Below are 14,312 nucleotides of genomic sequence, written 5' to 3' on the forward strand. Positions count from 1 at the left end.
TATATCAAATAGGGCATAAAGTGCTATATTTAAAGGCTTGGGTATGTTTGCTAAGTCCGCCAAATCTTTTGGATTTGGCAATTAAAAAAGAAAAATATATTGAAAAAATTCATTCTCATTTTTCTGATTTTATTTTCTTCATGTAAGGAACGAAATAAGACGGATAATATCGCTGAAGAAAAAGTGTTGCGGACGGATTTCGGCCTTGCGCACTCGGACTTTACCATAATTAGATTCAATCCACAATGGTACTGGATTTTCCAAAATACGGAACCAACAGCTACTGAATTAGGTTTGGGAGAATTAAGCGATATTGAGCCAATTTTAAAAAAAGCTATAATAGAACATAACGACGGACTTGATAAAGATTCTCGTTTTAGACTTAAACTTGATGATTACAAACGGCAATATGTGGCCATCTTAAATGAAAAAGGAGAAAAAGAGGTTTGGATAAACTTTTTTTGTCAAGATTTTGAATTTGACAAATGGCAGACTGAAATACCGCTAGTTGATGACGGAGGTAGTTGCTTCTTTAATATTAAAGTTAATCTCAAAACAAAATTCTTTAAGGACTTACGGATAAATAGTATCGCTTAAAAAAACGTTTTACAACAATACCTATAGCAAATAGGTCATAAAGCGCTATATTTAAAGGCTTGGTCGTGTTTGCGAAGTCCGCAAAATCTTTGGGATTTTGCTTTGTACAGAAGAAAAAACAAAACCCAAAGGTTTTGCTAAGTGCGTGGCGGAAAGTAATCGCTTATCACCTGCCCTACTTGCCATAGCAGAGTCGTTAGGCAACATTTCATAAAAACCATACTTCACTTAAAATAAAATACTTATCTTTGACGTTAGTAACGTGAAAAGATATGATATTATCCTTTGGTTCAAAAGCGACCGAACAGATTTGGAACGGAATCCGAGTTAAAAAAATGCCGATTGAAGTTCAAAACGTAGGACGCCGGAAACTAAGAATGTTGAACAACTCGCAGGACATTTCGGACTTTAGGATTCCACCGTCAAACCGACTTGAAAAGCTTGGAGGAAAATTAAGCGATTATCATAGTATTCGGATTAACAAACAATGGCGGATAATGTTCTTGTGGGACAAAGGAAACGCAAGCGAAGTGGAAATAATTGATTATCACTAAGAAGTAAAAAATGGAAAAGTTAGCAAATGTACATCCTGGCGAAATTTTGTTTTACGAGTTTCTTGAACCTCTTGAAATTACGGCTTACCGACTTTCAAAGGATTTGAAAATTCCTCAAACTCGTATTTCAGAAATCGTTAAAGGTAATCGTAGAATAACAGCGGACACCGCTTTGCGATTGAGTAAATATTTTGGTAATTCAGCCAAGTTCTGGCTCGGACTTCAAGATGATTATGACATCGAAAAAGAGAAGGAATCTAAAGAATCGGAACTGAATGAAATCAAGCACTTTGAGAATAAAAACGTTGCCTAACAATACCGTTAGGCAGCATGTTGACCCGAATTCACACTACGCACTAACTGAATTATTTGAAAATGACTTATTGCCAAAGATTTTCTTTCTGTGATGGATACCCCAATTATGCAATTCAAAAATGACCTTTTCCAGCGTTTTGGAATGCTCTGTAGGCATATATTCCGTTCTGACAGGAAAACCATTTAAAACAGTTCTTGTAATCAACTGATTTTCTTCCAAATCTTTCAATTCCTTTGACAAAACTTTGGTACTTAACTTTGGAATACTTCGCTCTATTTCCCTAAAGTGCTTATTTCCTTCCCAAATTGAAATTAAAATTAAAAGTTTCCATTTTCCACCTATTACATCTAAAGTGTCCCTTACAGGTAACAAAGCGGACATACACTCTTTATGTTCCTTTTTCTTCATCTCTACTAATTTAATGATTACCTTGAAGTAACTGATTACCTATAGGTAGCTGATTACTATTGGTAATCAAAAATAGTTAATTTTGCCATATTATTAACAACAACAATTGAAAAATGAAAAACAAGATTTATACAGCTTTATTTATTTTATTCGGATTAATGATGATTAATTCAGGATTAAACAAATTCTTCAACTATATGCCTATGCCCGAAATGTCTGATGAAATGATGCAAGTTATGGGCGGATTTATGACAATTAAATGGATTTTTCCGCTTGTAGCAATTATTGAAATCGTTGGAGGTGCTTTAATAGCAATCCCAAAGACAAGAGCATTGGGAGCGCTAGTAATTCTTCCTGTTATGGTAGGAATATTTGTTCATCATTTAGTACACGACCTATCAGGAATTGGAATCGCATTAATACTATTTGCTATTAATATTTGGGCAATTGTTGTCAACTGGAATAAATACGAACCAATCATAAAAGGCGAATAGAAAAGAATAAAAAAAGAATTCTATTCTATAAGTAGGAAGTAATTAAAACACTACTGCCAACATTGTATCCTATGAAAAGCCATAGCTGTGTTAATTCTTCACCAATGGCTTTTTTGTATATTTATAGTCTGGGTAAAACCGAAGAAATAGCATATAAAAATCCGCTACGGCTCGTATACGAAACCGTTACCAACAAGCTCGAAAAACGCATAGTCCTGAATGGCACTAAGAGAAGTAAAAAAAGAACTAAAGGCAATGGACAAAACTGAAATCATTAAGCTGATTTCAGAGATGTATAAAAAAATTCCAGCTGCAAAAACTTACCTGGACATTTTTGCTACCGGGGAAATCAAAGGACTTGTCGAGAAATACAAAAAAGAAATCGAAAGATATATTTATCCGGGTGGACGGAACATGCAGTTGCGTGAGGCCGAGGCCAGAAAGTTGATACGGACCCTTCAAAAAATGAAAATAACCGAACTTAATGTGGAATTGGAACTACATTATGTAGCTTGTTGCTTGGAGGTTATCGAAGATTTCGGATATTGGGACGAAGGTTATTATATAGCACTGGAGAAAATGTTTTACAATGCGACGGACGGAATACGTGAATTGGGAATGGAGGTAAAATATGAAGAACGTATAACTGGAATTACATACAAGGCAAGCCATTTCGGACTAGAACTTTCCTACTGATAAATAAAAGCCAGTTGGTAACAACACCTAAGGTTCATCGCTTGCGGATTTCCTGTCGGAAATCCCTATTTTTAATCCATGGCTCGGTGTCTCGCGGGACTGTCCTGCGGACAGGTCACCGCAACGAACTTTAGCCGAACCGTTGTGCCACATTAACACCAACCAATATGAAGAATACACTTATAATTTTGACAATCTTGCTTCTAACATGTCAGGCATATTGCCAGAAAAAGAGGGCTAGAGATTTGGGAATACCTCTTGATGGAAAACCTGGTCAATTAAATGCTATTACTGACGTCAAAGGAATTGAAGTTGGACATACTACTTTGATATCTGGAGAAGGTAAATTAGTAGTTGCAGAAGGTCCTATTCGAACGGGAGTAACGGCTGTTCTTCCAAGAGGTAAAAATTATGACCCAGTATTCGCAGGGTGGTATAGTCTTAACGGGAACGGTGAAATGACAGGAACTACTTGGGTAGATGAATCAGGATTCTTGGAAGGCCCTATATCTATAACTAATACACATAGTGTTGGTGTGGTAAGAGATGCAGTAGTGGAATGGCAATTTAAGAATAAACAATTCAACCCACTTACCGAAGAACCTGATGTTTTTTGGGCTTTGCCAGTAGTGGCTGAAACCTATGATGGTGACTTAAGTGATATAAACGGATTTCATGTAAAGAAAGAACATGTATTTTCTGCATTAGATAATGCAAAACCCGGCTCTGTTCCAGAAGGAAATGTTGGTGGAGGAACAGGCATGGTTTGTCATGGTTTTAAAGGTGGAATTGGTACTTCTTCACGCGAAATACAAATTGATTCTACTACCTATACTCTTGGGGTTATCGTTCAAGCCAACTATGGAAGTCGTAAATCACTAACTATTGCGGGCGTTCCTGTTGGAAAGGAGATTACGGACCGTATGATTATTTGGGACCCAATAAAGCCTGAAGAAGATAGAGGTTCCATAATAGTTATTGTTGCGACAGATGCACCACTACTTCCACACCAATTAAAGAGAGTGGCACGTTGAGTGCCAATTGGCATAAGTAGGATGGGAGGTTTTGGAGGCAATTACTCTGGCGATATATTTATTGCATTTTCTACAGCTAACCCAGGAGCAGCCGATAGAGAAAAAGCGCCATTATTGAAAATGATAGCTAATGATAAAATGTCCGGACTTTTCGAAGCAACAGCACAAGCAACAGAAGAATCGATATTAAATGCACTTGTTGCAGCCGAAACCATGATTGGAAAAAACAATACCACGGTTTTCGAACTACCAGAAGAAAGGGTAATTGAAATCTTGAAAAAATATGGTAGAATAAAAAAATAACGTGGTACAACACCGTATAAAAATAATTGCGGTTAGTGTATAATCAAAGGTCGTTACGTGTTTGTAACGTCTGATTTTCCTTCGGAAAATCCTCGCATACAAACCCGCAACTATTCTTATACATAAACGGTGTGCGTCATTTATACCAAACAAAACCAACAAATGGAATTTAAACAAAAAAGTATTTTTTACTTTCTATTAACACTTCTAATATTTGGATGTAAAAACACAGAAAAAAAAGAGTTGAAAAAAGAATCTCAAAATTCAGACTCTTATATTTTAGTTAATGATTGGCCAAAACTACCAGAAAACTTTGTCTTGGGAAATCCTACTGGACTCGGAATTAACTCTGAAAACAATATTGTGGTTTTTCATAGAGTAAGCAGAATTTGGGAAGAAACAATGCAGGAGGATAGAATCCAGGAGAATACCATTCTGACGCTAAACAAGCAAACTGGAGAAGTTTTAAAAAGTTGGGGAGCGGATTTATTCATAATGCCACACGGACTTGAAGTTGATAAGCAAAACAATATTTGGGTTACAGATTGTGGTCTTCATCAAGTTTTTAAATTTGACTCTAATGGAAGCTTGCTAATGACTTTAGGAGAAGCTAAAGTTCCTGGTGATGATTCTTCTCATTTTAATGAACCTACAGATATTGCTGTGACAGAAGACGGTTCATTTTATATAAGTGATGGATATGAAAATAGCAGAATAGCTAAATTCTCAAAAGAAGGCGAATATTTATTCGAATGGGGCAAATTTGGAAATAAATAAGGTGAGTTTAATATTCCGCACGGAATTGATTTGGATAATGAAGGCAATGTTTATGTGGCAGATCGCGAAAATAATAGAATTCAAAAGTTCGATGCCCAAGGCAATTTCATTGCTGTTTGGCAGAATAAAATAACCGAACAATTATATTCTGTAACCATTGACAATCAAAACGACTATCTGTTTGGAATAGATTATATGACTGTAAATGACACAGTTGTTAAGGGTTCTGATATTTTTCGCTTTGATTTAAATACTAACCTGCAAATGCAATTCGGTAGAACTGGATTTTATGATGGTCCAATTTCGAGATATCACGACATTCAAATTGATGATGAAGGAAATATTTATGCTGGAGATATTTTAGGCAATAAGGTTCAGAAATTTCGATTAACTAAAAGTGATTAAATTAAAAAAGGAACACACAATACGAATTGTGGCGCCAAGGGAATTGTAAATCACCGCCCCACACTAATCATAGCCGAAGCCGTTGTGTATAATTTTGACCTACATTCAGGAAAATCATCCATCCATTAACGTAAATCGTCCATTTTATACAGGAGGAAGGCTTGTCATCTTTGTGTAGTCAATATTGACAAACAATAATTAAAACAATTTAGAATGGAAAATTTAGTTAAAACAGAATTTAATGTTCCTACAAGAGAGCAAGTATCTCCAACAAATCAAAAGATTTTTGACAACTTAAATAAGGCACTGGGATTTGTCCCTAACCTTTACGCTACCATCGCCTATTCCGAAAACGGTCTCAAAAAGTATTTGGACTATCAAAACGCCAAAACATCATTATCGAACAAAGAAAAAGAAGCCGTGAACCTAATTATCAGTCAGGTAAACGGATGTATTTATTGCCAAAGTGCACATACCGTGCTGGGAAAAATGAATGGATTTGATGACAAACAACTGTTGGATATCAGAAAAGGACAGAGCGAGAATGCCAAATTGAATGCTTTGGTAAAATTGGCAGCTGACATTACCAAAAACAGAGGCAATGTTAGCCAAGAAAATGTGGAGGACTTTTTTGCCCAAGGATACACAAAAGAAAATCTCGTTGATTTGATCCTTCAGGTAAGTGATAAAACGGCTATGAATTATTTACATAACCTTACGAAAGTGCCTGTCGATTTCCCAGTAGCTGAAAGTTTGTAAATCCAGAAACCTAATATGGGAATCGTGTCAACATGATTCCCACTTTGGGTTTACTAAAACAACTAATACAATGAATCAAGAAGAAAAAAAATATCCACTTCCCCCCTTCACATTGAATACGGCTCTTGAAAAAGTGCAAAAAGCAGAAGATGCATGGAATAGCAAAGATCCTTTAAGTGTATCAAAAGCGTATACTTTAAATTCGGAATGGCGAAACCGGACTCAATTTATCAACGGACGGGAGGAAATCATCCAATTTCTAACCGAAAAATGGAAAAAAGAAAGAAATTACAAATTAAAAAAAGAACTTTGGGGATTTCGAGAAAACCGAATGGCGGTGCTATTTGAGTATGAATATCAGGATGAAAACGACCAATGGTACAGGGCGTACGGCAACGAGCTTTGGGAGTTTAACGAAAATGGACTCATGCAAAAACGGATTGCAAGTATTAACGACTTAAAAATTGATAAAAGCGAAAGAAAGCTGATCTAATATTGGGCTATGCTGCAAAATAACCAATTCACATTCATCAACCCCCAAACAGGCAATCTTGCCTTCAAACTATACCATTTTGAAAAGGAAAACCCATTTGACCATATTCAGCGGTTGAATTATTACGCTCTCATTTGGGTAAAAAAGGGAAAGGGCAACGTAAAGGCCGATTTTTCAAACTATGACTTTCATGAGCATATGTTATTTTCTTTTTCACCCTACCAACCTTTTATGCTCAATGCCGAAACTGAAATTAGTGGTTCAGTAATAAATTTTCATCCTGACTTCTTTTGCATCCATAAGCATCACAAAGAAATAGCATGCAATGGAGTATTGTTCAACAATATTTACGATCCGCCTTTTATTCACGTGAATGAGGCTGCTAAAGCAAATTTTGAAATGATCATTGACCAAATCAAAACTGAAATACAAAAACCTGATTTGGCACAATATGAACTATTGATTTCCTACCTGAAAATATTTTTGATTTCAGCATCAAGACTAAAAACAGAACAACAGGTTGACACACAAAAAGTAACTAAAGGAAATAAAGAACCCTTCATATTGCAAAACCTAAAAAGCTATATAGAATCCCATTATAAGACCAAGCATACCGCCAGTGACTATGCTGAAATGTTATCCATTTCGCCAAAAGCTTTATCCAAACTGACCAAGACACATTTCAACAAAACCTTGACCGACTTAATCTCTGAACGCATCATCATAGAAGCTAAAAGAGAGCTGTATCTTACAGATAAAACCGTGAAAGAAATCGCTTATGAGTTGGGCTATAATGATGAATATTATTTTAGTAGATTCTTTAAAAAGAATGCAGATGCATCGCCACAACTATACCGGGAAACAGTTGGTTTTGACAGAGCTTCAACCATTTAAATGGAAAAAAACGAACGCACAACAATGGGTATAAAACATAGGGCGGACAGTGGTTTCCGCAAGTTTCGGGTTCATAGCAAGCTTTATATCGGTGGACAAGGCTGCTTTTACATAGATGCTAAACGTAATGCGGCCTTTAGGGCAAAACCGAAAGGTCTGGGTATATTTATGAAGTCGCTAAACCTTATGGATTTAGCTTTGGACAAGAAAAAATAAAACTAAACAATAAGCTTTAGCTTTGTGCGCAGACGTGAACAAAAAGATTTACTTACCGCCGCACTACGAGCTAAGCCCTTGTGCTTCAGTATGACCAACAAATAACCAATGATACAATTCTTTAGAAAAGATGATACAACTAAAGCGAATTCATTTATTTAAAATAGTACTAATTACCTTTATCGTATTATGCTTTTTTTCATGTAAACCGCAACAAAGTTTGCAAAACATGATTGATTTTTCCATAAAAAACAAAGATTCGGTTTTAGTGATTCCCGATGGAAAGTACGTTATACAGAAACCATTACTTCTCTCTGGCACAAATAATCTGGTTATCAAAGGTGAGACGCCGAACGGAGTACTAATAACCTCTAGTATGGAAGTGCCAATCAAAGACTTGACATGCCTAGATGAAGCAATCGGAATGTACGAGTATACCGACCCAAAGTTAATTATGCCTCCATGGCCAGATTCATTTAAGGGTTATGCCGGGTGGCCAGAAATCTATATTGCCGGAGTTCCCTTATCCATATCTCGTTATCCTAATGAGGGGTTTATAAAAGCAGATTCAATAATTAGGGCAGGTAGGAAGCCAAAAAACAAGGAAGCAAAGCAATTGCCTGCGAAATTTTTATCTGCTGATCTTATAAAAAATTACAACAAAGAATTCCCTTTGTTTCTAAACGGGTATTGGAGTTTTAAGTGGGCCGACGAAATTATTCGGGTTGACTCCATAAACCCCTTATCCGGTGAGATCATACTCGCGGCCACACACAATTATGGAATGGGATCTCCATCCGGGGGGCTCTTTTACGCTTTAAATCAACCGGAATATGTTGATGCAGAAAATGAATATTATTTCAATCCTGAAACAGGAACAATCCGATTTATTCATTCTTTTTCAAATGAGAAAGTCGAATCAGTTCAAATTGCATATCAAGATTTTACCCTTTTGGACATACAAGATTGTAATCAAATAAAAATTGAAAATATAAATTTCAGCTATCATAACAATTTAGCTGTAAATATTTCCAATTCGAAATCTGTAGCGATTGAACGGTGTGAGATGTATGGATTAGGCAGGTCTGCGATACAGATCACCGACGGATATAATTGTGGCGTTAGAAACAGTACTCTTAAATATTTAGGAAACACCGGAATTTCACTCTTAGGCGGTGATAAGAATACTTTAACAAAGGCAGCCCATTTTGTGGAAGACTGCTCCATTAGTTATTTCTCAAGGCATGTTAAAACTTATGCACCCGCGGTTAAATTGACGGGTGTCGGGCATATTGTGCAAGGAAACAAAATTAGTTTTGCGCCTCATAATGCGATTCTTTTTTCTGGAAATGATCATTTGATTGCTCAAAATCAAATCAGAAAAGTATGTCTAAATACTTCGGACGCCGGAGCCATTTATTGTGGTAGGGACTGGACTATGGGCGGAACCGTGATTCGAGAAAACATTATCAGTGAGCTAGGCCAAGCAAGTCACCATCATAACTGGGGCATTTATTTAGATGATCTGGCCTCAGGGATAAGTGTTATTGATAATCGGATCGAAGACAGTCCTTCCGGGATATTAATTGGTGGAGGACGTTATAATCAAATTAATAACAATACTATACGTAATTGCCCGAAAGCATCAATTGTGTATGATGCCAGAGGATATGATGATTGGTTCAAACACCATTTAATCGATCGTCAATTGTCTTTATGGCCTCGTTTAAACGCAGTTCCCATAAAACAAACGCCTTGGAGCGAACGATTTCCTTGGTTGCAAGAAATACACAATGATGATCCAGCAATTCCTAGAGGAGCTGAAATAAAAAATAATCAAATAGTAAAATCTGCACCACCTAAAATTCATAGTAAAGTATATGAATATGGGGAGGTAGATTTTAAAGCTAAAAATCCATAGTAAAACCATCATCAAACAAATCCTGTTCGTAAGGCCATTTTAGTTTAAAAAGAAACGGTGTTGTATTAGGAAACTTGGGTTAATAGGTATGTTGATTCAACTGCTACTACTGATTCTTAGAGGGTATATTTTTGTAAATTAGGTGATACAAATGCCTTATTATAATGTTAATACCGGAAGCGACATAAGGTCCCAAAAAATATGATTTAACTGAACGCGGTCGATTCGTTGATACAAACATTCATTAAAACAATTACATTATAGAAATGATTAAAAAAACAATTCTTTTATTCATCTGGTTGGTTTTGGGAATCAACCTAGTTAAAGCACAGGCCGATATTTACGGCGAAGCCAAGTTGATTAACTCGAAGGCTGACGGATACAGAGGAATTTGGTATTACATCGACAACGCTGGACAAGCAGGAAAGGTTAAAAACCAGTACCGGTACAAATACAGTGGCGGATTGGGCACCTATGGTGCTACCCAATACCCTTTTTCAGTTTACGTGAAAGAAGTTGACAAAACCTTTTTCTGTTACGGAGGGACCGACGAAAGTGGAAAAACACTGCTACATATGGTGTCTTATTTTGATCACAAGACAGGACAGGTGCCTCGCCCAACCATTGTCCTTGATAAAGCTACTGAAGATGCGCATGATAACCCAGTACTACAGGTAGACAAAGACGGTTTTATTTGGGTTTTTTCGACTGCTCACGGAGTTGAACGACCCGCCTTTATTCATAAGAGTGTAAAACCTTACGACATTTCTGAATTCGAACGGGTTCCCGCTACAAAAAAGGTGAATGGCGAAAAAGTACCGTTAGATAACTTTTCTTACATGCAAATTTACTACTCTGATAAAGAGGGTTTCACAGCACTGTTTACTCATTATGAAAAAATTAAGGGTCGTGTAATTTCATGGATGACGAGTAAGGACGGAATAAACTGGTCTGACTGGAAAAACTTGTCTTTATTAGGTATAGGACACTACCAGACAAGTGGAAACCAGGGAAATCGAATTGGGACTTCATTTATGTATCATCCCGATAGGGACGTTAGAGGCGGTTTGGACTTCCGAACCAACCTGTATTATCTTCAGTCGGACGATTTTGGAAAAACCTGGATTACTGCTGATGGCTCTGCTATACAATTACCGCTTACTGAAATTTCCAATAAGGCTATGATCCACGATTATGACTCCGAAGAACGCAATGTATATATTGACGATCTGAATTTTGATAAGGAAGGAAGACCAGTCATATTGTACAAAACGAGTAATGGGCCGCTGCCCGGACCAGATGATGGCCCCCGGATGTGGCATACGGCTTGGTGGAATGGTAGTCAATGGGAAATACAATACTTAACACCTACCGGCAATAACTACGATGGAGGTTCTATTTATATAGAGGAGGATGGAAGTTGGAGAGTAGTTGCTCCAACGGCAATGGGCCCACAAGACTATAATACCGGTGGGGAAATGGAAATGTGGGAGAGTAAAGACCACGGTAAAACCTGGACAAAACTTAAAATGTTAACCTGGAATAGCAAGTATAATCACAGTTATGCCAGGCGTCCGATCAATGTGAATCCCGATTTTTACGCTTTCTGGGCAGACGGACACGGGCGCGAACCTTCGGAATCAAGGTTATATTTCTGCGATCAGGATGGAAATGTTTACCGACTTCCTCAAAAAATGGATAGCGACCTTGCCAAACCTGAATTACACAAGCTTAAAATGAAATAATTTATAAACTACGTGGGAAAATATAATTTACACGCCCTAATCGAGTAGACGGCCGTGAGCGTTAAAGCCCACGGTGCGCCTCTCGCACTACCGTACGTACGGGTCTCGTATACGGCGGTTCGTTATATCAGAACTTTACAACGAGGTAGTACGCGATCATACTTTGATAACCTCTTTTTCTTAGACGTTTTTCAGTATTAGTAGTTCTAAGTATAGGCCTTTGGGCTACTGCGCATCCTCCCATCCTTGTTCTACTCTAAGCATAAGCCTGATTCTGTTTTATACATAAGCCAATGAAATTCTTGCGTTTGTGCTCTGGTTTCTTCCAATCGTGCCAAATGCAGTAGCGTAGTCGGTTACGTAGCCATTCATCCAGCTTTTTAAGTTTGGTCCGTATATTTCCTAGTCGAAAATTGTTCAACCACCCTTTATAGATGAGTTCTAAGCGTTGTAGCCTTTTGATAATGGCAGCGTTTTCTTGGTAGCATAATTGAGCTTGCTTTTTAAGTGTTCGCCAAGCCTCTTCACTTACTGTTAACTGGTAGTTGCCCTTTACGCCTTTCTTATAGACCGGCGCAAACCTATAACCCAACACCTTGAATGTAGAAGGTCTGTGGATACCACTCTTTGCTCGGGTTGATAGGTAAATCGAGCTTATCTTTTAAAAATAGATAAACCTCGTTGCCTATCGCTCGTGCCGCTGCTTTTGATTTAGCATAGATACTGAAATCATCGGCATAGCGGATAAACCTGAACCCTCGTGATTTTAGATGTTTGTCCAATTGGTCCAACATGATGTTGGACAGTAAGGGACTTAATGGGCTGCCTTGTGGTAATCCCTTTCTGCGTTTACAAAATCGCCCATTCTTTACAATAGGCGCTCGTAACCATTTGCGGATCAACCATAAGGTGGTCCGGCACTTGACCTTGTTATAAATAAGCTGAAGTAGCTTATAGTGTTGTACTTCATCAAAGAAACTTTTAAGGTCTCTTTCTATTAGGTCTTGGTAACCATCGTTGATGTATCCCTGACTTTTTAATACTGCCAGTTGAAGGTTCTTCCTTGGGCGGAAACCGTAACTCTCCGATTCGAAATCGAGTTCGAAATGAATCACCAGTTGTTGGCTTACCGCTTGTTGAAACCATCTATCTACTACCGTTGGCACTCCCAGTAATCTGGTCTTGCCATTTGACTTGGGTATCTCCACCCCTTTGATAGCTTGTGACCTGTAGTTTTTAGAAATAAGCTGGTGCACAACTTTTGAGCGGTGGGCATCTATAAATGTCTTTAGCTCTCGAGTGGCCATTCCATCTATTCCTGCCGAACCTTTATTGCGAACTACTTTTTTACAGGCGTCGCTCAAGTTTCTGGCTGCTACTACTATTGCTATCATTCGTACTGTTCTTGTCCTTCTAGGTGTAGGCTATCGGATAAACTGATTCCTATACGAATTCGGACGCGATTTAACGTTCGGTCCTTCCTTACTTGTGAGACCTCTAGGGCACTGCCATAGCTCATTTCCTGTAAGTACTATGACCTCTGCTGACTTCTCCATTTAGCTACTCGTAACTTTGGAGACCTCCCTAGGTAATGGCATCTTCTTTCACCCGATCCCTGCCGTATCTACATACTTACCCTTTTGTCAATCGTCGGGCGTTACAATTATGTGTTTGCTTGCCCAAGTAAATATGCCTCCGTATACGGTTCCTGTTCGTCAGTACCGGGTTTTGTAGTCTGTATTTGCTCTTTGTTCAATCGCAAATAGCCTTCAGATGTAACCTCACGGTTACCACCCTTGCGACTTACTAATGGTTCGAAGCGTTACCCCCGCCCATAAGGGACTTGCACCCTCTAGATGAATTATTTACCTTTCGATAAATAAAAGATGCCCATGCCGGGCACACACAACGTGTATAAAACTTAGCTATTACAGGCTTTTCAAAAGGTTTTTGCTTATTTTTAAGATCGCCAAATTTTTAATTTGGCTATTTTTATAAAAGAAAATTAAAAATTCGGCTCGTACTAAATCCAAAAAGTTAGTGTCGGCAGCGCGCCATCTCGCCCACTACTCACGCAGATGTCGTACGCTACGTTTCATACACAAACACGTTGGCGGTCATTTAAGAAAACCCGTCATAAATAAGAAAATTGTGGATATTGAACTGACCTGGGCAACTTAAATATTAGATTTAAAACTTAAGATAATAATATGCTAACGGACATCAATCCGAAATTACCGATGCGTGACAAAAAAGTGACTCGGGAATTTTACTCAAACCGATTAGGTTTTAAGGAATTTGGAAGTGCCGATTTTGACGGTTATTTGATGATGGAAAAAGACCAAATCCAAATTCATTTCTTTGAATTCAAAGAAATCGACCCGAAAGAAAATTATGGACAAGTTTATATTCGGACCAACAATATTGACGAATTCTATAAATCATTATTGGACAAACAGACTGAAATTCACCCAAATGGAAAATTGGAAATCAAACCTTGGGGACAAAAGGAATTTTCGATACTTGACCCAGACAGTAATTTATTGACATTTGGACAAAATATTTGAAGTGAAAAAAGGAATAAAAACGAACCGCCCACAATGGCTATAAGTAATTGCTTTCAAAGGGTTAATTGAATTTGGTTCCCTACTTTTATATCAAACTAATTCTACACCAAAAAAAACGCCAGAGCAACTACGC

17 protein-coding genes and 1 pseudogene are annotated in these 14,312 nt (G+C 37.7%); 15 read left to right on the top strand and 3 right to left on the bottom strand.

Annotated elements, in window-relative coordinates; all coding sequences use genetic code 11:
• Positions 1–99 precede the first annotated feature (99 nt).
• From BLS33_RS24275 to BLS33_RS24285, 3 genes are all read left to right on the top strand, one after another.
• On the top strand, positions 100–597 hold the full coding sequence (locus tag BLS33_RS24275; RefSeq protein WP_089895897.1) for a hypothetical protein: 498 nt from the start codon (positions 100–102) through the stop codon (positions 595–597).
• Between the two features lie 272 nt (positions 598–869).
• Complete coding sequence (locus tag BLS33_RS24280; RefSeq protein WP_089895899.1) at positions 870–1,151, top strand: type II toxin-antitoxin system RelE/ParE family toxin; 282 nt, start codon at positions 870–872, stop codon at positions 1,149–1,151.
• A gap of 10 nt (positions 1,152–1,161) precedes the next feature.
• Complete coding sequence (locus tag BLS33_RS24285; protein ID WP_089895901.1) at positions 1,162–1,464, top strand: HigA family addiction module antitoxin; 303 nt, start codon at positions 1,162–1,164, stop codon at positions 1,462–1,464.
• A 36-nt stretch (positions 1,465–1,500) separates the two neighbouring features.
• Here the strand turns inward: BLS33_RS24285 and BLS33_RS24290 are convergent, their stop codons facing one another.
• A complete protein-coding gene (locus BLS33_RS24290; protein WP_089895903.1) occupies positions 1,501–1,875 on the bottom strand; it encodes a winged helix-turn-helix transcriptional regulator in 375 nt (124 codons plus the stop codon).
• A 113-nt stretch (positions 1,876–1,988) separates the two neighbouring features.
• Here BLS33_RS24290 and BLS33_RS24295 point away from each other — a divergent pair, with 113 nt between their 5' ends.
• From BLS33_RS24295 to BLS33_RS24345, 11 genes and pseudogenes are all read left to right on the top strand, one after another.
• A complete protein-coding gene (locus tag BLS33_RS24295; RefSeq protein WP_089895906.1) occupies positions 1,989–2,369 on the top strand; it encodes a DoxX family protein in 381 nt (126 codons plus the stop codon).
• A 219-nt stretch (positions 2,370–2,588) separates the two neighbouring features.
• Complete coding sequence (locus BLS33_RS24300) at positions 2,589–3,065, top strand: DUF6155 family protein (RefSeq protein WP_089895907.1); 477 nt, start codon at positions 2,589–2,591, stop codon at positions 3,063–3,065.
• A gap of 245 nt (positions 3,066–3,310) precedes the next feature.
• Positions 3,311–4,402 (top strand): annotated as a pseudogene (locus BLS33_RS24305) (DmpA family aminopeptidase).
• Between the two features lie 162 nt (positions 4,403–4,564).
• The gene (locus BLS33_RS24310; RefSeq protein WP_089895909.1) at positions 4,565–5,179 is read left to right on the top strand and encodes a peptidyl-alpha-hydroxyglycine alpha-amidating lyase family protein; all 615 of its coding nucleotides are present in this window, start codon (positions 4,565–4,567) and stop codon (positions 5,177–5,179) included.
• A 12-nt stretch (positions 5,180–5,191) separates the two neighbouring features.
• Positions 5,192–5,584 carry an NHL repeat-containing protein gene (locus BLS33_RS24315; protein WP_089895911.1) on the top strand — a complete coding sequence of 131 codons (393 nt, stop codon included), beginning with the start codon at positions 5,192–5,194 and terminating at the stop codon, positions 5,582–5,584.
• 213 nt (positions 5,585–5,797) lie between these two features.
• Entirely contained in the window at positions 5,798–6,343 is a 546-nt protein-coding gene (locus tag BLS33_RS24320) for a carboxymuconolactone decarboxylase family protein (RefSeq protein WP_089895913.1), read from the top strand.
• 70 nt (positions 6,344–6,413) lie between these two features.
• Positions 6,414–6,836 carry a nuclear transport factor 2 family protein gene (locus tag BLS33_RS24325; RefSeq protein ID WP_089895915.1) on the top strand — a complete coding sequence of 141 codons (423 nt, stop codon included), beginning with the start codon at positions 6,414–6,416 and terminating at the stop codon, positions 6,834–6,836.
• A gap of 9 nt (positions 6,837–6,845) precedes the next feature.
• Entirely contained in the window at positions 6,846–7,730 is an 885-nt protein-coding gene (locus tag BLS33_RS24330; protein ID WP_089895917.1) for a helix-turn-helix domain-containing protein, read from the top strand.
• Positions 7,731–7,946: a hypothetical protein gene (locus BLS33_RS24335; RefSeq protein WP_089895919.1), complete on the top strand. Its 216-nt coding sequence runs from the start codon at positions 7,731–7,733 to the stop codon at positions 7,944–7,946.
• Between the two features lie 229 nt (positions 7,947–8,175).
• Positions 8,176–9,867, top strand: coding sequence for a right-handed parallel beta-helix repeat-containing protein (locus BLS33_RS24340; RefSeq protein ID WP_176801504.1), 1,692 nt, complete (start codon positions 8,176–8,178; stop codon positions 9,865–9,867).
• A 266-nt stretch (positions 9,868–10,133) separates the two neighbouring features.
• Complete coding sequence (locus BLS33_RS24345) at positions 10,134–11,612, top strand: BNR-4 repeat-containing protein (RefSeq protein ID WP_089895923.1); 1,479 nt, start codon at positions 10,134–10,136, stop codon at positions 11,610–11,612.
• A 256-nt stretch (positions 11,613–11,868) separates the two neighbouring features.
• Here the strand turns inward: BLS33_RS24345 and BLS33_RS25265 are convergent, their stop codons facing one another.
• Positions 11,869–12,204, bottom strand: coding sequence for a group II intron maturase-specific domain-containing protein (locus tag BLS33_RS25265; RefSeq protein ID WP_245731669.1), 336 nt, complete (start codon positions 12,202–12,204; stop codon positions 11,869–11,871).
• The gene (locus tag BLS33_RS25270; protein WP_245731671.1) at positions 12,194–13,006 is read right to left on the bottom strand and encodes a reverse transcriptase domain-containing protein; all 813 of its coding nucleotides are present in this window, start codon (positions 13,004–13,006) and stop codon (positions 12,194–12,196) included. The genes BLS33_RS25265 and BLS33_RS25270 overlap by 11 nt, the downstream gene beginning before the upstream one ends.
• Positions 13,007–13,822: 816 nt before the next feature.
• Here BLS33_RS25270 and BLS33_RS24355 point away from each other — a divergent pair.
• Positions 13,823–14,179: a bleomycin resistance protein gene (locus BLS33_RS24355; protein WP_089890427.1), complete on the top strand. Its 357-nt coding sequence runs from the start codon at positions 13,823–13,825 to the stop codon at positions 14,177–14,179.
• The last annotated feature ends 133 nt before the right edge of the window (positions 14,180–14,312 follow it).

The sequence above is a fragment of the Kriegella aquimaris genome (genome assembly GCF_900103215.1).
GTDB classification, from domain to species: Bacteria; Bacteroidota; Bacteroidia; order Flavobacteriales; family Flavobacteriaceae; genus Kriegella; species Kriegella aquimaris.